Origin of the sequence: Streptomyces sp. NPDC049687, assembly GCF_044465285.1 — a bacterium.
In the GTDB taxonomy this organism is placed as follows: Bacteria; Actinomycetota; Actinomycetes; order Streptomycetales; family Streptomycetaceae; genus Streptomyces.
The window spans coordinates 124,092-146,687 of record NZ_JBITLN010000018.1 but is presented as its reverse complement, the minus strand read 5'-3'; the positions used below and the strand labels follow the sequence as shown (position 1 = coordinate 146,687).

The 22,596-nt window shown below is 70.2% G+C and carries 24 protein-coding genes and 1 tRNA gene; 6 read left to right on the top strand and 19 right to left on the bottom strand.

Annotated features, from left to right (window positions below; genetic code table 11):
* The first annotated feature begins 24 nt into the window (after window positions 1-24).
* Window positions 25-109 (top strand) — tRNA-Leu (locus tag ACIBVL_RS38085).
* Between the two features lie 48 nt (window positions 110-157).
* On the opposite strand, the gene rdgB is transcribed toward ACIBVL_RS38085, so the two are convergent.
* The 4 genes from rdgB to ACIBVL_RS38065 form a co-directional block, all read right to left on the bottom strand.
* Window positions 158-760: an RdgB/HAM1 family non-canonical purine NTP pyrophosphatase gene (gene rdgB, locus ACIBVL_RS38080; RefSeq protein WP_399104901.1), complete on the bottom strand. Its 603-nt coding sequence runs from the start codon at window positions 758-760 to the stop codon at window positions 158-160.
* Window positions 761-793: 33 nt separating this feature from the next.
* Window positions 794-1,204, bottom strand: a complete 411-nt coding sequence (locus tag ACIBVL_RS38075) for a hypothetical protein (protein ID WP_399104899.1) — start codon at window positions 1,202-1,204, stop codon at window positions 794-796.
* A gap of 117 nt (window positions 1,205-1,321) precedes the next feature.
* Window positions 1,322-2,059 (bottom strand): ribonuclease PH, encoded by a 738-nt coding sequence (gene rph / locus ACIBVL_RS38070; protein ID WP_399104897.1) that lies wholly within the window; start codon window positions 2,057-2,059, stop codon window positions 1,322-1,324.
* A gap of 79 nt (window positions 2,060-2,138) precedes the next feature.
* Window positions 2,139-2,372, bottom strand: coding sequence for a glucose PTS transporter subunit EIIB (locus ACIBVL_RS38065; RefSeq protein ID WP_399104895.1), 234 nt, complete (start codon window positions 2,370-2,372; stop codon window positions 2,139-2,141).
* 369 nt (window positions 2,373-2,741) lie between these two features.
* On the opposite strand from ACIBVL_RS38065, the gene ACIBVL_RS38060 reads away from it, so the two are divergent.
* Window positions 2,742-3,992, top strand: a complete 1,251-nt coding sequence (locus ACIBVL_RS38060) for a PTS transporter subunit EIIC (protein ID WP_399104893.1) — start codon at window positions 2,742-2,744, stop codon at window positions 3,990-3,992.
* An 89-nt stretch (window positions 3,993-4,081) separates the two neighbouring features.
* On the opposite strand, the gene ACIBVL_RS38055 is transcribed toward ACIBVL_RS38060, so the two are convergent.
* Window positions 4,082-4,834, bottom strand: coding sequence for an MBL fold metallo-hydrolase (locus ACIBVL_RS38055; RefSeq protein WP_399104891.1), 753 nt, complete (start codon window positions 4,832-4,834; stop codon window positions 4,082-4,084).
* Between the two features lie 214 nt (window positions 4,835-5,048).
* Here ACIBVL_RS38055 and ACIBVL_RS38050 point away from each other — a divergent pair, with 214 nt between their 5' ends.
* Window positions 5,049-5,507 (top strand): type II toxin-antitoxin system PemK/MazF family toxin, encoded by a 459-nt coding sequence (locus ACIBVL_RS38050; RefSeq protein ID WP_399104889.1) that lies wholly within the window; start codon window positions 5,049-5,051, stop codon window positions 5,505-5,507.
* A gap of 24 nt (window positions 5,508-5,531) precedes the next feature.
* Here the strand turns inward: ACIBVL_RS38050 and ACIBVL_RS38045 are convergent, their stop codons facing one another.
* From ACIBVL_RS38045 to clpS, 10 genes are all read right to left on the bottom strand, one after another.
* Entirely contained in the window at window positions 5,532-6,011 is a 480-nt protein-coding gene (locus tag ACIBVL_RS38045) for a hypothetical protein (RefSeq protein WP_399104887.1), read from the bottom strand.
* Window positions 6,012-6,102: 91 nt separating this feature from the next.
* Window positions 6,103-8,154, bottom strand: a complete 2,052-nt coding sequence (locus ACIBVL_RS38040) for a putative Ig domain-containing protein (protein WP_399104885.1) — start codon at window positions 8,152-8,154, stop codon at window positions 6,103-6,105.
* Window positions 8,155-8,400: 246 nt separating this feature from the next.
* Window positions 8,401-9,351, bottom strand: a complete 951-nt coding sequence (locus ACIBVL_RS38035) for a PLP-dependent cysteine synthase family protein (protein WP_399104883.1) — start codon at window positions 9,349-9,351, stop codon at window positions 8,401-8,403.
* Window positions 9,352-9,367: 16 nt separating this feature from the next.
* Window positions 9,368-9,646 carry a MoaD/ThiS family protein gene (locus ACIBVL_RS38030; protein ID WP_399104881.1) on the bottom strand — a complete coding sequence of 93 codons (279 nt, stop codon included), beginning with the start codon at window positions 9,644-9,646 and terminating at the stop codon, window positions 9,368-9,370.
* Window positions 9,647-9,746: 100 nt separating this feature from the next.
* Entirely contained in the window at window positions 9,747-9,842 is a 96-nt protein-coding gene (locus ACIBVL_RS38025) for a putative leader peptide (RefSeq protein ID WP_020132206.1), read from the bottom strand.
* Between the two features lie 84 nt (window positions 9,843-9,926).
* Complete coding sequence (locus ACIBVL_RS38020; RefSeq protein WP_399104941.1) at window positions 9,927-10,922, bottom strand: LacI family DNA-binding transcriptional regulator; 996 nt, start codon at window positions 10,920-10,922, stop codon at window positions 9,927-9,929.
* 111 nt (window positions 10,923-11,033) lie between these two features.
* Complete coding sequence (locus ACIBVL_RS38015; RefSeq protein WP_399104879.1) at window positions 11,034-11,459, bottom strand: Mov34/MPN/PAD-1 family protein; 426 nt, start codon at window positions 11,457-11,459, stop codon at window positions 11,034-11,036.
* A gap of 183 nt (window positions 11,460-11,642) precedes the next feature.
* The gene (locus ACIBVL_RS38010) at window positions 11,643-13,076 is read right to left on the bottom strand and encodes an amino acid permease (RefSeq protein WP_399104877.1); all 1,434 of its coding nucleotides are present in this window, start codon (window positions 13,074-13,076) and stop codon (window positions 11,643-11,645) included.
* Window positions 13,077-13,398: 322 nt separating this feature from the next.
* On the bottom strand, window positions 13,399-14,007 hold the full coding sequence (locus tag ACIBVL_RS38005) for a DUF2017 domain-containing protein (RefSeq protein ID WP_399104875.1): 609 nt from the start codon (window positions 14,005-14,007) through the stop codon (window positions 13,399-13,401).
* Between the two features lie 58 nt (window positions 14,008-14,065).
* On the bottom strand, window positions 14,066-14,383 hold the full coding sequence (gene clpS, locus ACIBVL_RS38000) for an ATP-dependent Clp protease adapter ClpS (RefSeq protein ID WP_399104939.1): 318 nt from the start codon (window positions 14,381-14,383) through the stop codon (window positions 14,066-14,068).
* A 57-nt stretch (window positions 14,384-14,440) separates the two neighbouring features.
* Between clpS and ACIBVL_RS37995 the strand changes: the two genes are divergently transcribed.
* Both ACIBVL_RS37995 and ACIBVL_RS37990 read left to right on the top strand, forming a co-directional pair.
* Window positions 14,441-15,769, top strand: coding sequence for a nicotinate phosphoribosyltransferase (locus tag ACIBVL_RS37995; protein WP_399104873.1), 1,329 nt, complete (start codon window positions 14,441-14,443; stop codon window positions 15,767-15,769).
* Between the two features lie 165 nt (window positions 15,770-15,934).
* Window positions 15,935-16,522: a nicotinamidase gene (locus tag ACIBVL_RS37990; RefSeq protein ID WP_399104871.1), complete on the top strand. Its 588-nt coding sequence runs from the start codon at window positions 15,935-15,937 to the stop codon at window positions 16,520-16,522.
* Between the two features lie 30 nt (window positions 16,523-16,552).
* Here the strand turns inward: ACIBVL_RS37990 and ACIBVL_RS37985 are convergent, their stop codons facing one another.
* Complete coding sequence (locus ACIBVL_RS37985) at window positions 16,553-16,870, bottom strand: hypothetical protein (RefSeq protein ID WP_399104869.1); 318 nt, start codon at window positions 16,868-16,870, stop codon at window positions 16,553-16,555.
* Window positions 16,871-16,990: 120 nt separating this feature from the next.
* On the bottom strand, window positions 16,991-19,342 hold the full coding sequence (locus tag ACIBVL_RS37980; protein WP_399104867.1) for an immune inhibitor A domain-containing protein: 2,352 nt from the start codon (window positions 19,340-19,342) through the stop codon (window positions 16,991-16,993).
* A gap of 384 nt (window positions 19,343-19,726) precedes the next feature.
* On the opposite strand from ACIBVL_RS37980, the gene ACIBVL_RS37975 reads away from it, so the two are divergent.
* The gene (locus ACIBVL_RS37975; RefSeq protein WP_399104865.1) at window positions 19,727-20,008 is read left to right on the top strand and encodes a hypothetical protein; all 282 of its coding nucleotides are present in this window, start codon (window positions 19,727-19,729) and stop codon (window positions 20,006-20,008) included.
* 63 nt (window positions 20,009-20,071) lie between these two features.
* Here the strand turns inward: ACIBVL_RS37975 and ACIBVL_RS37970 are convergent, their stop codons facing one another.
* Both ACIBVL_RS37970 and ACIBVL_RS37965 read right to left on the bottom strand, forming a co-directional pair.
* The gene (locus ACIBVL_RS37970) at window positions 20,072-20,734 is read right to left on the bottom strand and encodes an RDD family protein (RefSeq protein ID WP_399104863.1); all 663 of its coding nucleotides are present in this window, start codon (window positions 20,732-20,734) and stop codon (window positions 20,072-20,074) included.
* Window positions 20,735-20,791: 57 nt separating this feature from the next.
* A complete protein-coding gene (locus tag ACIBVL_RS37965) occupies window positions 20,792-22,354 on the bottom strand; it encodes an RDD family protein (RefSeq protein WP_399104861.1) in 1,563 nt (520 codons plus the stop codon).
* Window positions 22,355-22,596: the final 242 nt, after the last annotated feature.

Here is a 22,596-nt window from a genome sequence, read left to right as displayed (position 1 = left end):
GTCGAGCGCGATGACCGTTTTTGAGCGGCCGTGATGGAATTTGGCAGTCATGCTGGGTTTAGGTCCCAGTGGGTTCACACCCGTGTGGGTTCGAGTCCCACCGGCCGCACAGACGAACAAGAGGGGCCGTCCGACCGGGCGGCCCCTTTCCCGTGGCTCAGCCCAGCAGCTCCCGCACCACCGGCACCAAACCCCGGAACGCCTTTCCCCGGTGGCTGATCGCGTTCTTCTCCTCGGGCGACAGCTCGGCGCAGGTGCGGGTCTCGCCCTCCGGCTGGAGGATCGGGTCGTAGCCGAAGCCGTTCGTGCCCGTGGGGGCGCGCCTGAGGACGCCCCTCAGTCGGCCCTCGACCACGCGTTCCGTGCCGTCCGGGAGGGCCAGGGCCGCCGCGCAGGCGAAGTGGGCGCCGCGGTGTTCGTCGGCGATGTCGGAGAGCTGGGCCAGGAGGAGTTCCAGGTTGGCGCGGTCGTCGCCGTGCTTGCCGGACCAGCGGGCGGAGAAGATGCCCGGGGCGCCGTTGAGGACGTCCACGCAGAGGCCGGAGTCGTCGGCCACGGCCGGCAGTCCGGTGGCCCGGGCCAGGGCGTGGGCCTTGAGCAGGGCGTTCTCGGCGAAGGTCACGCCGGTTTCCCTGACGTCGGGGACGTCGGGGTAGGCGTCCGCGCCGACGAGGTCGTGAGGCAGGCCTGCGTCGGCGAGGATCGACCTCAGTTCGGTGATCTTTCCGACGTTGCGGGTGGCGAGGATCAGGCGGGTCATGCCCCCAGTATCCCGACCCGCCTCACCGGTGCGTCAGGGTGTGCAGACCTTGGTCAGCTCTCCCGCGGCGTCGGTGATCGGGCTGAGGTCGGGGGTGTTGTCGCCGTTCTCGACCGCCGTACGGACGTTGGTGACGGCCTTGTCGAGGTCGTCGACGGCCTTGTTGACGTCGGCGTTGTCGGTCTTGTCGCCGATCTTGTCGAGGTCGTTCTGGATGGAGGTGAGGGACTCCTCGAGCTGGGTCGGGTCGCTCGAGGCGTTCTCGACGGCCTGCTGGAGGTCGGTGACGCTGTCGGCGATGGCGTCGGCGGTCTGGACGCAGTCCAGGGCCTTGTTGACGGCGTCGCAACCGGTCACCGTGAAGCCCAGGGTGAGTGCGACGGCCGCGGCGCTCGCCGCGATGGCGGTACGGCGGCCTCGGCCCCGGTGGCGGCTCGCGGACATGGCCATACTGTGTTCCTCCCCGTTGGTGCACTGCTGCACGACTGCACTGCGTATTGCCCAAGACGCCGTGGCGCGCGGTGGGGTTGCCGCCGCGCGCCGCCCCGCTTGGCTTGTCCTTTACTTTCCGAGGACGGTATCAAGAGCCGCGCGCTGCAGCGCCGCCAGTTCGGTGCAGCCGGAAACAGCCAGGTCCAGCAGGGAGTTGAGTTCTTCACGGGCGAACGGCTCGGCCTCCGCCGTGCCCTGGACCTCGACGAAGCGGCCGTCGCCGGTGCAGACGACGTTCATGTCGGTCTCGGCGCGGACGTCCTCCTCGTAGCGGAGGTCGAGGAGCGGGACTCCGCCGACGATGCCGACCGACACGGCCGAGACCGTTCCCGTGAGCGGCTGGCGGCCGGGCTTGATCAGCTTCCTGCCCTGGGCCCAGGTGATGGCGTCGGCGAGCGCGACGTACGCGCCGGTGATGGCGGCCGTACGGGTGCCGCCGTCGGCCTGGAGGACGTCGCAGTCGAGGACGATCATGTTCTCGCCCAGTGCCTTGTAGTCGATGACCGCGCGCAGGGAGCGGCCGATGAGGCGGGAGATCTCGTGGGTGCGGCCACCGATCTTGCCGCGGACGGACTCGCGGTCGCCGCGGGTGTTGGTGGCGCGGGGGAGCATGGAGTACTCGGCGGTGACCCAGCCCTCGCCGCTGCCCTTGCGCCAGCGGGGGACGCCTTCGGTGAAGGAGGCGGTGCAGAGGACCTTGGTGTCGCCGAAGGAGACGAGGACGGAGCCTTCGGCGTGCTTGCTCCAGCCGCGTTCGATGGTGACGGGGCGGAGCTGTTCGGGGGTGCGGCCGTCGATGCGTGACATGGCGCCGAGCCTAGCGGGACATGGGGAAGGGGCTCCCCCGGTATGCGGAGGAGCCCCTTCCACGCGGGAGCCCGGTGGCTCACATCATGTCTTCGATCTCCGCTGCGATGGGGTCGGCGTCGGTGCCGATGACGACCTGGATCGCGGTGCCCATCTTGACGACGCCGTGGGCGCCGGCGGCCTTGAGGGCGGCATCGTCGACGAGGGCGGGGTCGGTGACCTCGGTGCGCAGGCGGGTGATGCAGCCCTCGATCTCCTCGATGTTGTCGATGCCGCCGAGCCCGGCGACGATCTTCTCAGCCTTGGTGGCCATGTCGGTCTCCTTACGCACAGTTGGCCCATCTTCGCGAGCGATTGTGTCGTGCGTACCGAAGGATGACGTCACAGCAACCCAATCGTCCGTAGCTGGTCTACACCACTCGGCAGGTGGTCGCCAACCCATGAGGCCGGCGGCGAGGCACCTCCCGCGCGGCGCGGTGGTATCGCGGTTCCGTCGGCGGCGGGCATCCTCGAACTTCACGACGCCCGGGCGGGAGGCGTGCGGGAGTGCGAGGACTCACGAAGGCGTGGCAGAAAGTAGCCGAATCGTCACGGGAGCCGCGGGTTCCTTATGTCTTCTTCATCTGCTACAACATGGTCTACACCACTGAGTGGTGTAGACCATCACCCAGATGGAGGAACCATGACCACCGCCACCGCGCCTACGGCGGCCCCCGCGAAGAAGCGGGGATCCGGCCTGCTCCAGGGCCTGCAGAAGGTCGGCCGCAGCCTTCAGCTTCCCATCGCCGTCCTTCCGGCGGCGGGCATCCTGCTCCGCCTCGGCCAGCAGGACGTGCACGACAAGCTCCACCTGCCCGACAAGGTCACGGCGGTGTTCGCCACGGCCGGCGGCGCCCTGTTCGACAACCTGCCGATGCTGTTCTGCATCGGTGTCGCGATCGGCTTCGCCAAGAAGTCGGACGGCTCGACCGCCCTCGCCGCGCTGGTGGGCTTCCTGGTCTACAGCAACGTCCTGAAGGCGTTCCCGGTCACCGAGGCGAAGGTCCAGGCGGGCGCCGACATAGCCGCGACCTACAACAACCCAGGTGTGCTGGGCGGCATCCTGATGGGTCTGCTGTCCGCCGTGCTCTGGCAGCGCTACCACCGCAAGAAGCTGGTGGACTGGCTCGGCTTCTTCAACGGCCGCCGGCTGGTGCCGATCATCATGGCGTTCGTCGGCACGTTCATGGGTGTCTTCTTCGGCCTGGTCTGGGAGCCGATCGGCGAGGGCATCTCGAACTTCGGCGAGTGGATCACCGGTCTCGGGGCCTTCGGCGCCGCTCTGTTCGGTCTGATCAACCGCGCGCTGATCCCCGTCGGCATGCACCAGTTCGTGAACTCCGTCGCCTGGTTCCAGATCGGCGACTTCAAGGAGGCCTCCGGCGACATCGTCCACGGCGACCTCACCCGCTTCTTCGCCGGTGACCCGACCGCCGGTCAGTTCATGTCGGGCTTCTTCCCGATCATGATGTTCGGTCTGCCGGCCGCCGCCCTGGCCATCGCGCACACCGCCCGCCCCGAGCGCCGCAAGGCCGTGCTGGGCATGATGATCTCGGTCGCGCTGACCTCCTTCGTCACCGGTGTCACCGAGCCCATCGAGTTCTCGTTCATGTTCATCGCCCCGGTGCTCTACGGCATCCACGCGGTGCTGACGGCCCTGTCCATGGCGGTCACCTGGGCCCTCGGCGTCCACGCCGGCTTCACCTTCTCCGCGGGCTTCATCGACTACGCGCTGAACTGGAACCTCGCCACCAAGCCCTGGCTGATCATCCCGATCGGCCTGGTGTTCGGCGCCATCTACTACTTCGTCTTCCGCTTCGCCATCACCAAGTTCAACCTCACCACCCCGGGCCGCGAGCCCGAGGAGGAGATCGAGGACCTCACGAAGGCGTAGCCGCCCGTACGCGCACGAAGGCCCCCGGAGCTTCGAACAGCTCCGGGGGCCTTCCGCATGTCCGCCGGGTCGGCGCCGCTGCCGCGGCACTAGATGTCGTACGACATCCTCGGCGCCGCCAGTTCCACCGGGCCGTCGTAGACCGCGCGGGCGTCGGCGAGGTTGACCTGGGGGTCGGTCCACGGCGGGATGTGGGTGAGGATCAGGCGGCGGGCGCCCGCCCGGGCCGCGGTCTCACCCGCCTCGCGGCCGTTGAGGTGCAGGTCGGGGATGTTCTCCTTGCCGTGCGTGAAGGCGGCCTCGCACAGGAACAGGTCGCTGTCGCGGGCGAGTTCCTCCAGCGCCGGGCTGAGGCCGGTGTCACCGGAGTAGGTGAGCGACCGGCCGCCGTGCTCGACGCGGATGCCGTACGCCTCCACGGGGTGGGCCACGCGTTCGGTGTGCACGGTGAACGGGCCGATGTCGAAGGTGGAGGGCTTGACGGTGTGGAAGTCGAAGACCTCGCTCATCGAGGAGGCGGAGGGGGTGTCGGCGTAGGCCGTGGTCAGGCGGTGTTCGGTGCCTTCGGGGCCGTAGACCGGCAGGGGGGCGCAGCGTCCGCCGTCGTGGCGGTAGTAGCGCGCGACGAAGTAGGCGCACATGTCGATGCAGTGGTCGGCGTGCAGATGGCTCAGGAAGATCGCGTCGAGGTCGTAGAGACCGCAGTGGCGCTGCAGCTCGCCCAGGGCACCGTTGCCCATGTCGAGAAGCAGCCGGAAGCCGTCGGCCTCGACGAGGTAGCTCGAGCAGGCCGATTCCGCGGACGGGAACGACCCCGAGCAGCCGACGACGGTGAGCTTCATAAAGCAGAAACCTCCGCTGGCGGGAAAACGAGAGAGAGGGGCGACGGGGGTCGTGCGGTTTGTCGAGCGTAAGGCGCAAAACCCAGGGTCGCTCCTCCACCAGGGTCTGTTGTGTGCGAACTCACCTGTGGTGTCACCGGTTCGGCTGGAACAGGGGCGCATGAGGTGCGAGAGAGGGCGCGCGGCGACAGGCACGCGCCGGTAACGTCATCGTATGGACACGTCCTGGTGGCTGGCGCTCGTGGCGGTGGTACTGCTGGCGCTCGTCGCCACGCTCGTGGACGGCTGGGGGCGGGGCCACCGGCCGTCCGGGCGCAGGACCCGGCCGCCGGGGCGGCCGACGCGGGCGCACGGCGGGGCGGGGCGGCCTCAGCCGGCGGAGATCTGGTGGGCGAGCGTGCCGTTCGAGGACGGGCCGGGGACGAAGGACCGGCCCTGTCTCGTACTGGGGGTGCGGGGCGGACGGGTGACCGTCGCGAAGATCACCAGCAGGTACCGGGACGCGCCGGCCGGGGTGATCCCGCTGCCGCCGGGTGCGGTCGGGGACGCGCGGGGGCGGCCGAGCTTCCTGGAGACTGACGAGCTGCGCCAGGTCCCGGTGGCGGACTTCCGGCGTCGGGTGGGCGTGGTGGATCCGGTGCTGTGGGACCAGGTCCGGCATCTGGCGGGCTGAGCGGGCCGGATGGGCTGAGCGGGCTCACCCCCGCGTCACCTTCACGGTGACGCTCCACTCCCGGATGCCCTTGCAGGACATCTGGTCGGAGTCGGTGGGGACGGCGCACAGCGGGCGGGTGGCGGTGAGCCGGGCCGTGCCGGCGGCCACCGCGTCGTAGGCGGCGACGGCGTCGCCGGGCAGGACGACGGCGCCCGCGTTGGTGGGCTTCAGGGAGTCGCCGGTGGTGGCGACGGTCGACCAGGGGCGTTGCTGGGTGCCGTCGAGGGTGAGCCGGAGCTGTCCGCCGACGGCCACGCACAGGGTGCGGCCGCTGTCGGCGGCGGTGAGTTCGGCGGGCGCGGACGCCGTGCAGTCGGTCGCGGGGGTCGTCGACGAGGACGGGGAGCGCGAGGCGGGGGACTTGGGTGCGGCGTCGTCGCTCTCGGTGCCGCAGCCGGCGAGCACGAGGGCCGGCACGGCGAGGGCGAGCACGAGGGTCGTGGAACGGGTCGTACGGCGCATGGGGCCTCCTCTCCCCCTTCGACGTACCACCCGTACGTCCGGATCCATGCCGGACGTACGGGTGGTGCGGGTGGCCCGGGCGATACGGCGATCAGCTGGTCGTCACGGCCGTGTCGTCGAGGACGAAGCTGGTCTGCAGCGAGGAGTCCTCCACACCGCTGAACTTCAGGGTGACCGTGGAGCCGGCGTAGGAGGACAGGTCGAAGGACTTCTGGGCGTAGCCGGTGGCGGCGTTGAGGTTGGAGTACGTCGCCAGGGTGGTCGAGCCGGCGGTGACCGTCAGCTTGTCGTAGGCGGTGCCGGTGGAGGTCTCGGCGGTGTCGATGTGCAGGTAGAAGGTGAAGGTCGCCTTGCAGCCGCTGGGGACGGTCACCGACTGGGACAGGGTGTCGGTGTGCGAGGAGCCGTAGCCGTCGAGCCAGGCGTAGTAGGAGCCGGCGTGCGCGGACTCGCTGCTGGAGTTGGTGATGACGCCGGAGCTGGCGGTCCAGGTGGTGTTTCCGGACTCGAAGCCGGCGTTGCCGAGCAGCTGGGTGGAGGTGCAGGTGCTGCTGCTCGAACCCACCGTCCAGGTGAAGGAGGCCGAGCCGGAGGCGCCGGTCGAGTCCTTCGCCGTGACGGTGACCTGGTAGGTGCCCGCGGTGGACGCCGTACCGGAGATCAGGCCGGTGGAGCTGCCGATGGACAGGCCGGTGGGCAGTCCGGAGGCGGTGTAGGTGAGGGTGGCGCTCGCGCTGTCGGTGGCCTTGATCTGCAGGCTGACCGAGCCGCCGGTGGTCGTCGACTGGCTGCCGGGGTTGGTGACCGTCACCGTGTTGCCGGTGCTGGTGCCGGAGGTGAAGGCGGTGGTGCCGTTGGGGGTGCCCCAGCCGGTCGGGCCGTCGTAGCCGGTGGTCGCGGTGCAGAAGTAGGAGGTGGAGCAGGAGCCGTTGCTGCCGCTGGTGACGTCGTACAGGTTGCCGGTGTGGCTGTACGGGTACTTCGCCGGGTAGTCGCTCGTGCCCGGGGTGCCGGCGAGGGCGTAGACGCCTGCGATGATCGGGGCGGAGGCGCTGGTGCCGCCGTAGACCGCCCAGCCGGAGCCGCCGTAGGTGTCGTAGACCGCGACTCCGGTGGCCGGGTCGGCGACCGCGGAGACGTCGGCCTCCATGCGCTTGGCGCAGCCGGTGTCGGTCTGCCAGGTCGGCTTGGGGTCGTAGGAGGAGCAGCCGGAGCCGGTGCCCTCGGTGCTGGAGGTCTTCCACACGGACTCGGTCCAGCCGCGGGAGTTGGAGGACGTGGACAGGGCGGTGCCGCCGACGGCCGTCACGTACTGGGAGGTGGCCGGGTACTCGGCGCCGTAGCCGGAGTCGCCCGCGCTCACCGTGATCGCCACGCCCGGGTGCTTGAAGTACGAGGTGTCCTCGCCGGTCTGGGAGGAGGACTCGTCGCCGCCCCAGCTGTTGGAGACGAACTTGGCGCCCAGGGCCACGGCCTCGTTCTCGGCGGTGCCGAGGTCTGCGTCGGTGGCCGAGTTGGCCTCCACGAGGATGATGTTGCAGTTGGGGCAGACGGCGCTGACCATGTCGATGTCGAGCGCCTCCTCACCCGCCCAGCCGGTGTCGTTGGAGGGCAGCGAGGTGGTGGAGCCGGTCTGGCCGACCTGCTTGAAGCAGCCGTTGGCCTTGGTGCAGGCCGAGAGGCCGTACGTCGAGCGGTAGGTGGCGAGGTCGGACTCGGCGTTGGGGTCGTTGTAGGCGTCGACGACGGCGACGGTCAGGCCGGAGCCGCCGGTCGAGGGCAGGTTGTAGGCGCTGTGCAGGTTGGCGGGGCTGAGTCCGGAGGGCGCGGCGGCCGCGGCGGCGAGGGCGGAGGCGAGCCGCTGCTTGATGTCGGTGCGGCGCTGGGCGAAGCAGGACACGTGCCCGGGGGTCGGGTCCCCGCACAGGTGGGTGGTGGGGACCTTCTGGCCGGCCTTGCCGGTGGAGTGGAAGGTCTGCCGGTCGGGGGCGGTGAGGGCCGTGGCGTTCTGGGTGGTGCGGGAGGTGTGCGCGGCGGCGGTGGGCTGGGCGCCGGCGGCGGGGGCCGCGAGGAGTCCGGCGACGGTGAGGGTGAGCGCGGGGAGGGCGACGCTCAGGAGTCTTCGCAGGCGTGATGCACGCATGGGGTACTGCCTCCATCGGGAGTGGGGTTCTCGCATGGGGTGCAGGCACGTGACGCGCGTAGCGGCGGACGGAGGCGCGGTCATGGGCATGACACTTCGGGGGACATTGATGACTGCGCGCCAGAACCTAGCCCCGCTCGGGGCGTGACCGGCAGTACCCTCCGGTGTTCTTTGCCGCCCCATAGGCAGCGTTTAGCCCCCTCATAGGAGGGGGCTGGCGTGTGGTTGATGAGCGCTATGCCGACGCTATGCCCAGAGCTGGCCCTGGAGGGTCTCGATCGCTTCCTCCGTCGTGGCGGCCGTGTAGACGCCGGTGGAGAGGTACTTCCAGCCGCCGTCCGCGACGACGAACACGATGTCGGCGCTCTCCCCCGCCTTCACGGCCTTCTTCCCGACGCCGATCGCGGCGTGCAGCGCGGCACCGGTGGAGACGCCCGCGAAGATGCCCTCCTGCTGCAGGAGTTCCCGGGTGCGGGTCACGGCGTCCGCCGAGCCGACCGAGAAGCGGGTGGTGAGGACGGAGGCGTCGTACAGCTCCGGTACGAAGCCCTCGTCGAGGTTGCGCAGGCCGTACACCAGGTCGTCGTAGCGCGGCTCGGCGGCGACGATCCGCACGTCCGGCTTGTGCTCGCGGAGGTAGCGGCCGACACCCATCAGCGTGCCCGTGGTGCCGAGGCCGGCCACGAAGTGGGTGATGGAGGGCAGGTCGGCGAGGATCTCCGGGCCGGTGGTGGCGTAGTGGGCGCCGGCGTTGTCCGGATTGCCGTACTGGTAGAGCATCACCCAGTCGGGGTGCTCGGCCGCCAGCTCCTTGGCGACGCGTACGGCGGTGTTGGAGCCGCCCGCGGCCGGCGAGGAGATGATCTCGGCACCCCACATCGCCAGCAGGTCCCGGCGTTCCTGTGAGGTGTTCTCCGGCATCACGCAGACGATGCGGTAGCCCTTGAGCTTGGCCGCCATGGCGAGGGAGATGCCGGTGTTGCCGGAGGTCGGCTCCAGGATCGTGCAGCCGGGAGTCAGACGGCCGTCCTTCTCCGCCTGCTCGACCATGTACAGGGCGGGACGGTCCTTGATCGAGCCGGTGGGATTGCGGTCCTCCAGCTTCGCCCAGACACGGACGTCGGCGGACGGCGAGAGCCGCGGCAGGCGCACCAGAGGGGTGTTGCCCACCGCGGCCAGCGGGGAGTCGTAACGCATGACCGGGTCTGCCGGCCTAGGCCATGCCGCCGGCCACGGCCGGCAGGATCGTCACGGTGTCGCCGTCGGACAGCTTGGTGTTGATGCCGTCGACGAAGCGGACGTCCTCGTCGTTCAGGTAGACGTTGACGAAGCGGCGCAGGGCGCCGTCGTCCACGATGCGGGCCTGGATGCCCGTATGCCGGGTCTCGAGGTCGGCGAACAGGTCGGCGAGGGTGTCACCACTGCCCTCCACCGCCTTCTGACCGTCGGTGTACTGGCGGAGGATGGTCGGGATGCGGACCTCGATGGCCATGGCTCAGGGCTCCTGTCGGAAGGAAGGTGCGGGCAGCGCGGAAGTACGTGCGTGTGAAGCGGCGCCGCGGCTCACGGCCGTACGGCGGCAGGGGCCTGCGTCAACAGATGGCGCTGGCGAGCCTGCACAGGTCGACGTGCAGCCGCGCCACGAGCAGTGCGCCCGGCGTCTTCTCGCTCACGTCGTTCAAAACCATGGGCTCATCGTATCGATTCCCGTCCCGGCTTCCGGAATGTGATCCCATATGGTGGACGAAATCGGGCCGGGAAATGAGACCGCTTCAGGCGGAGGCCCGTCGGACCAGCCGGGTGGGCACGACCACGGAGGTCGTACGGGGGGTGCGCGCGAAGAGCAGCCGGGCCATGAGGCGGCCCATCTCGCCGACGTCCTGGTGGACGGTGGTCAGCGGCGGCTCGGTGGTCTCGGCGATGGAGGTCAGGTCGTCGAAGCCGACGACGGCCACGTCCTCGGGGACGCGGCGGCCGTGCTCGCGCAGGGTCTGCAGGGCTCCGGAGGCCATGAAGTCGGATGCGACGAAGACGGCGTCCAGGTCGGGGCGGCGGTCCAGCAGCGCGGCCATGGCGTCGGCGCCGCCCTGCCGGCTGTAGTCGGCCCGCTCGACGAGGTCGCGGGGCGCGTCGGGGAGGACGTCGTGGTAGCCGGCGAGGCGGTCGGCGGCGGAGTTCTCCTGGTCGTAGGGGCCGGTGACGGTGGCGATGCGTCGACGGCCGAGGGAGACGAGGTGCCGGACGGCCTGGCGGGCTCCGCCGCGGTTGTCTCCGTCGACGTAGGCGTGGCGGTGATCGGGGAAGGCGGCGCCGTCGCGCGGCAGGGGGCGGCCGCCGAAGACGGCGGGGATGTCGAGCCGGTCGATCATCTCGTGCAGGAGGTCGCCGGGGCGCAGCGAGAACAGCACGGCGCCGTCGACGTGGCCGCCGCCGAGGTAGTCGGCCACGCGCGCGTGGTCGTCCGGTTCCTCCACGAAGAGCAGGACCGCCTGGGTGCCGCGTGCGGCGAGTTCCCGGCGCACGCCGCGCAGCAGGAGGTCGAAGAACGGGTCGAGGAAGAGCCGGTCCTCCGGAGGGGTCGCGACGACCGCGACGGCGCCGGTGCGGTGGGTCACCAGCTGGCGGGCGGCCCGGTTGGGCACGTATCCCAGCTCGGCGATCACCTCACGGACCCTCGCCACGGCCTCGGCGCTCACCCGCGTCTCACCGTTGACCACCCGGGACACGGTCGACTTCGACACCCCCGCCCGCCGGGCCACGTCCTCCAGGGTGGGCCGCCGTAAGTCCGCCGCTTGCGTCCGCGTATTCGTCCGTTGCGTCAACACCGTCTCCGTGAAAGCGCGTTGTGCTACACCTGCGGGAAACGGTAGCCGCCGTGACTACACGTACGCCTCCACGATTCGCACGTCCTCCTCCGTGACGACCCCCTCCACGATCCGGAACGAGCGGAACTGGAACTCGCCCAGGCCGTCGGTGTCGGCGGTGGAGACGAGGACGTAGTGGGCGCCGGGCTCGTTGGCGTAGGAGATGTCCGTGCGGGAGGGGTGGGCCTCGGTGGCGGTGTGGGAGTGGTAGATGACCACCGGCTCCTCGTCGCGGTCGTCCATCTCGCGGTAGAGCTTGAACAGGTCACCGGAGTCGAACTCGTAGAACGTGGGCGACATGGCCGCGTTCAGCATGGGGATGAAGCGCTCGGGGCGGTCCGAACCCGCGGGGCCGGCGACGACGCCGCACGCCTCGTCGGGGTGGTCCTTGCGCGCGTGCGCGACGATCTGGTCGACGAGGGCCTGGGTGATGGTCAGCATGCTCGTCAGGATAAGCAGAAGGAAAAGGGGCCGCGCGCAGCGCGTCAGGCGGGCGGGTGGCGGGCGAACGGGTGGGCCACCCCGTACCGAGGTGCGGTCCGGGATGGCCCATATGGCGACGTCCTCAGCGGCCGCCGCGGGGGGCGCCACGAGTGCTCCCTGCGGCTGGACGTCCTGAGGGAGTCAGCCGATCTTCTCCAGCTCCGGCTCGCGGCGGCTGGTGACCTCCGGGTTGCGGCCCTTGAGGATCACCCAGCCGACGGCGAGGGCGGCGGCCCAGCCGGCCATCACGTAGAGGCAGACACGGGAGTCGGCGTCGTAGGCGATCAGGCCCGTGACGAAGAGGAGGAAGACGATCGCGATCCAGCTGCAGACCGCGCCGCCCGGTGCCGGGAAGGAGGACGCGGGCAGACGGCCCGCGACGACCGCACGGCGGTAGAGGACGTGGCTGATCAGGATCATCAGCCAGGTCCAGATGCCGGCCGCGGTGGCGACGGAGGTGACGTAGGCGAAGGCCTTCTCCGGGACGACGTAGTTCAGGACCACGCCGATGCCCATGAAGAGGACCGAGACCGTGATGCCGAGGGCCGGGGTCTTGGTGGACGACAGCTTCTTGAAGACCGCGGGGGCCTCGCCGCTGTCGGCCAGGTTGCGCAGCATGCGGCCCGTGGAGTACATGCCCGAGTTGCAGGAGGACAGGGCCGCGGTGAGGACGACGAAGTTGACGATGCCGGCGCCCGCCGGGATGCCGATCTTCGCGAAGGCCTCGACGAACGGCGAGACACCCGGCGCGAACTCGGTCCACTTCACGACGCAGAGGATGACGGTGAGCGCGCCGACGTAGAACAGCGCGATGCGCCACGGGAGGGTGTTGATCGCCTTGGGGAGGGTCTTCTCCGGGTCCTCGGACTCACCGGCCGTGACGCCGACCAGCTCGACGGCGAGGTAGGCGAACATCACGCCCTGCAGGGTCATGAGGGACGAGCCGATGCCCTTGGGGAAGAAGCCGTCGAAGGCCCACAGGTTGGAGACCGCCGCGGTGTCACCGGCGCTGCTGAAGCCGAAGGTCAGAACGCCGAGGCCGATGACGATCATGCCGATCAGGGCGGTGACCTTGACCATCGAGAACCAGAACTCCAGCTCGCCGAAGAGCTTCACGGAGATCAGGTTGACCCCGAAGAGGATCACCAGGAAGACGAGGGCCGTCACCCACTGGGGGACGGACGGGAACCAGTAGTTGACGTAGATCGCTGCGGCCGTCAGCTCGGCCATGCCGGTGACGACCCACATCAGCCAGTACGTCCAGCCGGTGAAGTAGCCGAAGAACGGGCCGAGGAACTCGCGGGAGTACTCCGCGAACGAGCCCGAGACCGGGCGGTACAGGAGCAGCTCGCCGAGCGCCCGCATGATGAAGAAGACGATCGCGCCCGCGAGGGCGTACATGAGGATGAGGCTGGGGCCGGCCTTGGCGATGTTCGCCCCGGCACCCAGGAAGAGGCCGACGCCGATGGCGCCGCCGATCGCGATCATCTGGACCTGGCGGCTGCCGAGCCCGCGCTCGTACCCCTCTTCGGACTCTGCGGAAGCCTTCTCCGTGTCGACCTGAGCGGAGGTCATGTCGTGGTGCGCCTTTCTCCATGCCGACCCGGGCCTCTCGTCGGCCGCGGATCGGGTTTCGATCCCCCCGGATTGATGGAGCGGTGCCTGGCCGGCGATCGACCGGCTCGGTGGCGCACCCGGCCGAACATACGGGTGGTGTTCGCCGGGCGGTCGTGAAGATTTATCACGACGGCACCATTGATCACCGGAGGAGACTGTGACACATCACACAGGAAGGAGCGGACAAATGCCACGCAAGACGCTCACACCTCACCGCTGTGGTGACGTGATCGTTATCCGGATTTGAGCGTCCTCTGAGCGAACACGGAATCCACACAACTCAGGGCATCAGGGTCGCCACGAGCGTCTCCTGGAGCCCGCCCAGCCACAGGTACGCCATCACCATCGGCTTGCGCGGGTCCTCGTCCGGCAGCCGGTAGAGGAAGTCGGTGTCGTCCTCGTCGGAGATCTCCAGACGGGCGCCGATCGCCAGCCGCAGGTCGTTGAGCGCGCTGAGCCACCGCCGGGACTCCTCCGGCGCCAGCTCGAGCACCGCGCCGCCCTCGGCGGCCGCCTCGGAGGCCAGGGCGTCCAGCGAGCGGACCACCGCGAGGGCGTTCTCCCGCTTGCCGGCCCTGAGGTCGTTCTCGGTGTAGCGGCGGAACTCCGCGGAGTGCGCCTTCTGCTCGTCCGCCTGCTTCGGCCCCGGGGCGCCCTCCGGATCGGTGTAGGCGTCCGGGAAGAGCCGGCGCAGGACGGGGTCGGCGGGGGGCTCGCTCGGGCCCTCGGCGAAGAGTTCGGCGAGCGGGTCGTCGGGGGCGTCCTCGGCGGGGCCGGGGCCGATCAGCTCCAGGAGCTGGACGGCCAGCGACCGGATGATCGAGATCTCGACGTCGTCGAGCGCGACGGCCGCGCCGCCGCCGGGGAGCGGTTCGAAGTGTCCAGGCATCAGGAGGAGGCTACTTCCGGTCCCGCTTCCGGACCTATTTCCCGTCCCGCTTGCGGGCCTACTTGCGGTCCTGCTGGAGGGTGGCCCACAGCCCGTAGCCGTGCATGGCCTGCACGTCGCGTTCCATCTCCTCGCGAGAGCCGCTGGAGACGACCGCCCGGCCCTTGTGGTGGACGTCGAGCATGAGCTTGGTGGCCTTGTCCTTGGAGTATCCGAAGTACGTCTGAAAGACGTACGTCACATAGCTCATGAGGTTGACCGGGTCGTTGTGGACGATCGTGACCCAGGGGACGTCCGGCTCAGGTACGGCGAAGACCTCCTCCGCCGACTCGGTGCGTTCGATCTCAAGGGGAGCGGGTGACGTCACATGCCCCATGCTGCCACGCATCAGGGAAATCGTCACACCGACGAAAAGGGAGTACCATCTACCGTCATGAACACAGCGGACCTTGGGCTGCCGGTGGACGTTCCCTCTACGGCGCTCTTCACGGACCAGTACGAGCTCACGATGCTGCAGGCCGCGTTGAAGGCCGGTACGGCCGAGCGGCGCAGCGTGTTCGAGGTCTTCACCCGGCGGTTGCCCGAGGGCCGGCGCTACGGCGTGGTCGCGGGCACCGGGCGGGTCCTGGACGCCGTCGAGAACTTCCGTTTCGACGCGAGCGTCCTGGGCTTCCTGCGCGAGCGGGCGATCGTCGACGAGGAGACCCTGGACTGGCTGGCCTCGTACCGCTTCTCGGGTGACATCTGGGGCTACCCGGAGGGCGAGGTCTACTTCCCCGGCTCACCGATCATGCGGGTCGAGGGCTCCTTCGCCGAGTGCGTGCTCCTCGAAACCGTGATCCTCTCCATCCTCAACCACGACTCCGCGATCGCGGCCGCCGCCTCCCGGATGTCCTCGGCCGCCGGGGACCGCCCGCTGATCGAGATGGGTGCCCGCCGCACCCATGAGCTGGCCGCGGTCGCCGCCGCCCGCGCCGCCTACGTCGGCGGCTTCACCACCACCTCCGACCTGGCCGCCGGCTTCCGCTACGGCATCCCCACGGTGGGCACGAGCGCCCACGCCTTCACCCTGCTCCACGACTCCGAGCGGGACGCCTTCCGGGCCCAGGTGGACTCCCTGGGCCGGGGCACCACCCTGCTCGTCGACACCTACGACGTCGCCGAGGCCGTACGGGTGGCGGTGGAGGTGGCCGGGCCCGAGCTGGGCGCGGTCCGTATCGACTCCGGCGACCTGCTCCTCGTCGCGCACCGGGTACGCCAGCAGCTGGACGAGCTGGGCGCGACGAACGCCCGGATCATCGTCACCTCCGACCTCGACGAGTACGCCATCGCCTCGCTGGCCGCGGCGCCCGTGGACGCCTACGGCGTCGGTACGCAGCTGGTGACCGGCTCCGGGCACCCGACCTGCTCGATGGTCTACAAGCTGGTCGCCCGTGCCGAGTCCGCCGACCCGAAGGCAGCGATGGTGCCGGTGGCGAAGAAGTCGACCGGCGGCAAGACGTCCATCGGCGGCCGCAAGTGGGCGGCGCGGCGGCTGGACGCGGAAGGGACCGCGGAGGCCGAGGTGATCGGCACCGGGGCGGTGCCGTCCGAGCTGGCCGACCGGCAGCTGCTGGTCGAGCTGGTCAAGGGCGGCGACATAGTCGCCCGCGAGCCCCTGGACGTCGTACGGGACCGCCACGCGGCGGCCCGGGCCAACCTCCCGCTCTCCGCCACCCAGCTCTCCCGCGGCGAACCCGTCATCCCGACCGAGTACGCATAAACGGACGGTCTCCGTGCAAGGTACCGAGTACGCGCGGGGCCGGGGGCGGTGCCCCCTCCCGCGCGGCCCGGAAAATCTCTAGGCTTGCTTACTTCACCCATAGTCGACTTCACCCTCCCCCAGGCTCCAAGGAGCTGGGGGGACCCCCATCGAAGGACACCGACCATGCGCCGCGCCTTGATCGTCGTAGACGTGCAGAACGACTTCTGCGAGGGGGGCAGCCTCGCGGTGGCCGGGGGTGCCGATGTGGCCGCCGCGATCACCGAGCTGATCGGGCAGGCCCCCGCCGGGTACCGGCATGTCGTGGCCACCCGCGACCACCACATCGCGCCCGGCGGCCACTTCGCCGACAACCCCGACTTCGTCCACTCCTGGCCCGCGCACTGCGTCGCCGGCACGGAGGGCGTCGGCTTCCACCCGAACTTCGCGCCCGCGGTCGCCTCCGGCGCGATCGACGCCGTCTTCGACAAGGGCGCGTACGCCGCCGCGTACAGCGGGTTCGAGGGGGCCGACGAGAACGGCACCACGCTGGGCGACTGGCTGCGGGCCCGGGGGATCGACGAGGTCGACGTCGTGGGGATCGCCACGGATCACTGCGTGCGGGCCACCGCGCTGGATGCGGCGCGGGAGGGTTTCCGGGTGCAGGTGCTGCTCGACCTCACGGCCGGGGTGGCGGAGGAGACGACCGAGCGGGCGTTGGAGGAGCTGCGGGACGCCGGTGTGGAGCTGGCGGGGAAGCCCGTCGTGCGCTGACCGTTTCGCGCGCCCCTGAAGGACGCGCGGCTACGCCGCCGCGTTCTTCAGCAGGGACCTGATCGGGCGCCACAGCTCGAGGACCTTCGTGGTCTCCTCCGTGCGCCATATCAGGCCGTCCGGATGGTGCAGTACGGCCGTGATCTCGTCCGGGGTCGGGGGCGCCGCGTTGCCGCGGAGGTAGACCGCGCGCAGACCCAGGTTGCGGAGCCTGGTCAGGGCTCGGGCACGGTTCTGGGCGTGCACCAGCACCCGGACCCCGGAGGAGTCCAGGGCGGTCGGGCTGGGCAGGTTGAGGGCCACCACCACTCTGCCGTTCGGCAGCTTGCAAAAGCCTCCTGCGGCCATGCGGTCATACCCCCGTGTGTATCGGTGTCAATAAGAGAGCCACAGGAGGCACCTAAACACGATCGGCGACAACCCGCCAGGGGTTGCCGCCGATACGCCTTTGACCTGCGGTTATTTAGATCACTTCGTCGACGGGCCGACCTTCACCGTGATCGTCGAGCCGTCCTTGGGCTCACTGACGATCTTGATGGAGGTGTTGGTGTCAGTGACCTTGACGCCCGCGAGCGGGTTCGACGCGTCCCAGTAGGTGGACTTGCCGTCATCGAAGACCGAGACGCCCGGACGGGACTTGATCTTGGTCGCGACGTCCGCCTTGTGCAGCGTGATCGCGTCCGTCGGGTACAGGCTGAAGGTGGAGTCGAAGGACTGGATGCGCCCGCGCATCAGGGTGCCGTCGGACCACTTCAGCGGGGCCGAGTGCGCGTCGACCGGGAGGATCAGGCCCTCACCGCCGTGCACGCTGGTGTTGTCGTCCGCCTGGGAGGTGTCCCACTTCCAGATCAGCAGGCCGTTCTGGTACGCGTAGTGCTCCACCCAGTCCGGGCGGGTCGTCGAGAAGCCGAAGTTGTACGGGCCGACCTTGAGGGTCTTGTCGTACGACACGTACTGGCGGTTCTCGGCGATGTAGTACTGCGCGTAGTCGTCCGTGATGGCCGCGCCGATGCGCGAGAAGCCGGTCGCCGTCCAGGCCGTGTCGGCCGTCTCCGCGTTGTCGGAGAACAGGGTGGCGCCGTCGGCGGTCACGGTGATCTCGTCCGCGGCGAAGCCCTTCTGGGCCACGCCGCCGTCGGTGGCGTAGCGGAAGCGCAGGCCGATCTGCTTGCCGGCGTAGGCGTCCAGCGGGAACGTCAGCTTCTGGTAGGCGTCCACCGTGCCGGTGAGGGCGGGCTTGCCGCTGCCGTCACGCGGGATGGCGGTGCCGTCGGCCAGGGTGCCGTCGATCGGCGTGTAGCTGGCGCCGCCGTCGGTGGAGACCTCGGTGTACAGGTAGTCGTAGTCCTGCTCGATGTCCCACCAGCCGTCCAGGGTCAGCGAGGCGGACGCCTTGCCGGTCAGGTCGACCGTGCGGGTCAGCGTGTTGCGCAGGTCGTCGCCGCTGCCGCTCCACCACTGCGTGGCACCCTGCGCCGGGGCGACGACGTCGGTGGTGACCGTCTTGTCCGGCAGCTGCACCACGAGGGCCTGGGCGTTCTTGGTGTTGTACTCCGCGACGCCCAGCTTGTGGGTGGACTTCTTGCCCGCCGCGGCCACGTCGTAGTCCAGCCAGCCCAGCTGCAGCTTGTCCCAGGCGTTCATGTCGCCGGGGAGGTCGCCGATGGCGTCCTTGCCGGTGCCGAGCCAGGAACCGGAGGACATCAGGGTCCAGAAGCCGGTGGAGTTGTCGCCGCCGCCGGAGGTGTCGTACTCGTCGGGCAGGCCGAGGTCGTGGCCGTACTCGTGGGCGTAGACGCCCAGGCCGCCGTTCTCCGGCTGGATGGTGTAGTCGCCGACCCAGATGCCGGTGTCGCCGACCTCGGTGCCGCCCAGCTTGTTGGTGTCCGGGCCGGTGGCGCCGGCGTCGGTGGCGAAGGCGTACCAGCGGTGCGCCCAGATGGCGTCCGTACCCTGCGCGCCGCCGCCCGCGGAATCGTCCTCGCCGGCGTGCACGATCTGGAAGTGGTCGATGTAGCCGTCGGGCTCGTTGAAGTCGCCGTCGCCGTCGTAGTCGTAGCGGTCCCACTGGTCGAACTCGGCCAGCTCCGCCTTGATCTCGGCGGCCGTGTCACCGGCGGCCTCGCGCTCGGCGACCCAGGCGTTGACGCCGTCCTGGACCGCGTACCAGGCGCCCGTGGGGGCGTCGTCGGAGCCGTAACGGGCCTCGTTGTAGGGGACCTTGACCCAGTCGGTCACTTCGCCCTCGACCGAGTAGCGGCCCGAGGACTGCTTCTCGTAGTACTTCTTCAGCGACTCGGTCTTCTTGCCGGTGCCGAAGTACAGGTCCTGGAAGTGCGCCTGGTTGTAGTCCGCCTGCCAGGCCGTGGAGTTGTCCGTGGCGCGGTTCGGCTGGGCTATCTGGTTGTGCAGCGGGCCGACCGTGCCGCCGTAGCGGGGGTCGACCTGGTCGCCGAACTCGACCAGGATCGTGAAGATCTTGTCGGTCTTCTCGCGGCCGAGCTCGACGTACTTGCTGTCGCCCTTGCGGCTCTTGAGCTGGACGACCTTCGAGCCGTCGCGGTCCTTGACCGACGCCTCGCCGGATATGACCTGCTCGAGGGCCTCCTTCTTCTGGGCCTCCTGCGTCTTGCTGAGCGGGCCGTCGAAGTCGTGCTCCTTGGCCTTGGCCGGCTGCGGGTCCTGCCGGTCCACCGTCGCGCCGGCCGCCGGAGCACCCTCGGCGGCCTCGGCCACGGCGAACGTCGTGAACGTCGCCGAGGCCGCCGCGAGGGCGACGACCGTCGCGGCTGTCCTGAATGTCCAGGATCTCTTCGTCACTTGATGTCCTCCCCTAACGCGCCCGTCCGCGCGGAAGGGGGGTCCCTGTCAAGGAAAGTCCGCGCGCGGTTATACGCGTGTAGTCAAGTGACGCCATTTGACTACTGGTTTACGAGAAAAAACAGACCTTGACTTGGACAGATCAAGTGCATTAACGGGAGCGGGTGTTCGCTTTGCGGACACATGACCGTAACGTGACGAAGCACACCGGAGACCCCGCCCACTTCGAACGGGCGCGCGGGACCGTCCACTTGCTGGACCTCATGACTCCGTGCGCCCCCTGTGCACCGGCGCCGTGGGTTAGGTCACGCTTACCGTCCAGTCCGCTCGGGCATGCAGGCGAATAGAGTCGAGATCTCCCCCGCTTCCGAGGACACGATTGCCATGCCTCGTCCGACTGTCGCACAGCTCACATACGGTTCCTGCACCGTCATCGTCTCGACGCTCGCCATGCTGCTGCTGTCACAGACGAGTTCGGGACCCGGGATCGCGGTCATCGCCGTCGCGGCGCTCGCGCTCGGCGTGCTCGTCGCCCTGACGGTGCCGGTGACCCGGTCGTCGCCCGCCCCGGCGCCGGCGGAGCAGCCGGCGGCGCCCGAGCCGGTACCCGTACCCGCCTCCGTCGCCGCGGCACCCGAGCCCGTCAGGGAGCCGACGGCGCCTTGACGCACGCGTGGAAGGAGGGCCCGTCCCGTCCGGGATACGGGCCTTCCTTCGTGCTGCGGTGTGTCAGGCGGTGCTGACCACCACCGTCTTGGCCGCCTTGTCGTGCAGACCCTGCTTGTAGGGCTTGTCGAAGAAGCTCCAGCCGCCCGCGACCAGCGTCCACAGGCAGGCGCAGCAGAAGGCGAACGGGACCCACAGCACCAGGGCACGGATCAGCGAGGTCTGCACGGAGGGCGTGGCGCCGTTGTCCAGGTTGGCGACCCGCATGCCGAACCACTTCTTGCCGAGGGTCTGCCCGGACCGGGCGATCAGGATCGTGTCGTACGCGACATAGAGGACGACCGTGATGATCTCGCGCCCGAAGGTCTTGCCGAACTCGATCTCGTCCGCGTCGACCGTGTACTGGTCGACGCGGAAGGCCCACACCAACAGCGCCACCACGATGTACACCAGGACCATGTCGATGAGCCGGGCGAGCGTGCGTTTGCCGCTTTCGGCGAGCGGGGGCATGCCGGCGAGCGGATCGGCCGGGTAACCGCCGTAGGGGCCGCCCCCGGGAGCCCCGCCGCCGGGCCCGCCGTCGTACGGCGGGGGCGGTTCTCCGTCGTACGGGGTGTCGTACGGCGAGCCGCCCCGCGCGGGCTGCGAGGGCTCCTGCGGGGGCTGCTTCCGGAACGGGTCGTCCTCCGGCGGGCCGCCGGAGGAGGGGGGCGGTTCGGTGGTCATGGCCCGAGTGGAACCCGCAGGCCGTGCCGCCGCATCCGGCGGGCCGCCGTACGGGTGTCAGCCGGCCACGAAGGTGTGCGCCGCCTTGTCGTGCCAGCACTGGTGCCACGGCTTGTCGAACACGCCCCACACGACGCCGACGACACCGATCACGAGCAGCCCGGGCACGCTGTAGACGAGCCAGCGGCGCAGCGCCGCGCCGAAGGACGGGGGTTCGTGGGCCTCGATGTCGCGCACCTCCAGACCGAGCAGCTTCTTGCCCAGCGTGCGGCCCCACTTGGCGGTCGGCAGGACCTCGTACACGATGCCGAAGACGAGGAGGACGGCGAGGACGATGCCGAGGTAGACGGAGGTCGTGCCGTCGAGGAGCCATACGGTGACGGTCTGTCCGGTGAGCTTGGCCTCGTCGATCTTCTCGTTGACGTGGTCCGCCGCCTTCAGGCCGAGCGGTACGGCCGCGGCGGAGGTGACGGTGGCGAGCACGAGGGTGTCGACGAGACGGGCGGCGAACCGCTTGCCGAGCGCCGCGGGCCGGGCCGCCGCCTGCCGGCGGGCGGCCGCCTGGAAGATGTCCTCGACCGGCGGCTTCCAGGGCACCGGCGCCTCGTCGGCACCCGCCAGCCGGTGCACCTGCTGGGCCCAGGAGGACTGACCGCCGCCGGGACCGGCGGCCATGGGAGCGGATGCCTGGGCGGCGGCCTGAGCCTGGGCGCCCTGCGGGGGCACGCCCGGAGGGGCCTGCTGGGGCCCGGAGAGAGCGGCCGCCTGCCCGGCGGCGGGCGGAAACCCGGCGGGGCCCTGCGGTGCGGGGCTCTGCGGTGCGGGACCTTGGAGGCCGGGGAGGTTCTGGGGGCCCGGGGTGCTCTGGAAACCCGGGGTGCCCTGCGCGGCGGCCGCACGCTCGGCGGCGGCCCTGCCCGCGGCGAAGCCGGGCTTGGCGACGGCGGGGTCGGCCGGGGCGGGGGCAGCCCCGCTGCTCCCGAACGCGCCCGGCTGGTCGCCGGTGCGCGGGTTCGGGGCGCGGAAGGTCACCGTGCCCGGGTCGGGCCCGGAGCCGGTGCCGCCGGGCGCGCCGGAGCCCGCGTCGGCGGCCGTCGGGCGGCGGAAGACGAAGGTGCCCCCCGACACGTCACCGGCGCCGGAACCCGCGCCCGGCTCCGGCTCCGCCGGCGGGATGGTCGCCGTACCGTCCGTACTGGCCGACCGTCCGTCGGGCTGCACCGGGGCCACCGGCCGACCCGGACCCGGCTGCTGCCCGGGAACCCCCGGCTGCCCCGTCGCAGGGGAGCCCGGGGTGGCGCCCCAGGAGACCCGGCGGTCGGGGTCGCCGCCGAAGCCGGACTGGTGGGAGCGGTCGGCGCCCCAGGCCGAGGCGGGTTCGGGGCGGCCGCCGCCGACCTGTTGCGCCGGGTCGGGGTCCTCGTCGAAGAAGTGCGGTCCGGTCTCCTCGACGGGGGACGCCGGGGGCGTGAGCGGCGTACCGTCCGACGGGGCCGGGCGGCTGGTGCCCGGTACCCAGGCGGAACCGTTCCAGTACCGGACATATCCGGGAATGGACGGGTCCGGGTAATACCCCTCGCGGGGCCTGTCGTCACCGGGTGCCGGGGTTGGGGCGCTCATGTCCGTCGTCCCGTATCTGCTCGGAGGTGGGATGGGGACATCCACATCTATCAGACGCACGCAGGCCTCATCGCCAGTCCCGCCGTACCCGCCCCTTTCCGGGCAACCCCGTGCACGCCCTTCACACGTTCGGAACCGTCCGCCGTCAGACCTGCCCGGAGATCGGCCGACGGACTCGCGGAAAAAAATCTGCGAATCCGCGTAATGCTCCGCATCCCTTCCGCTCTCTCCCTCCGTACACA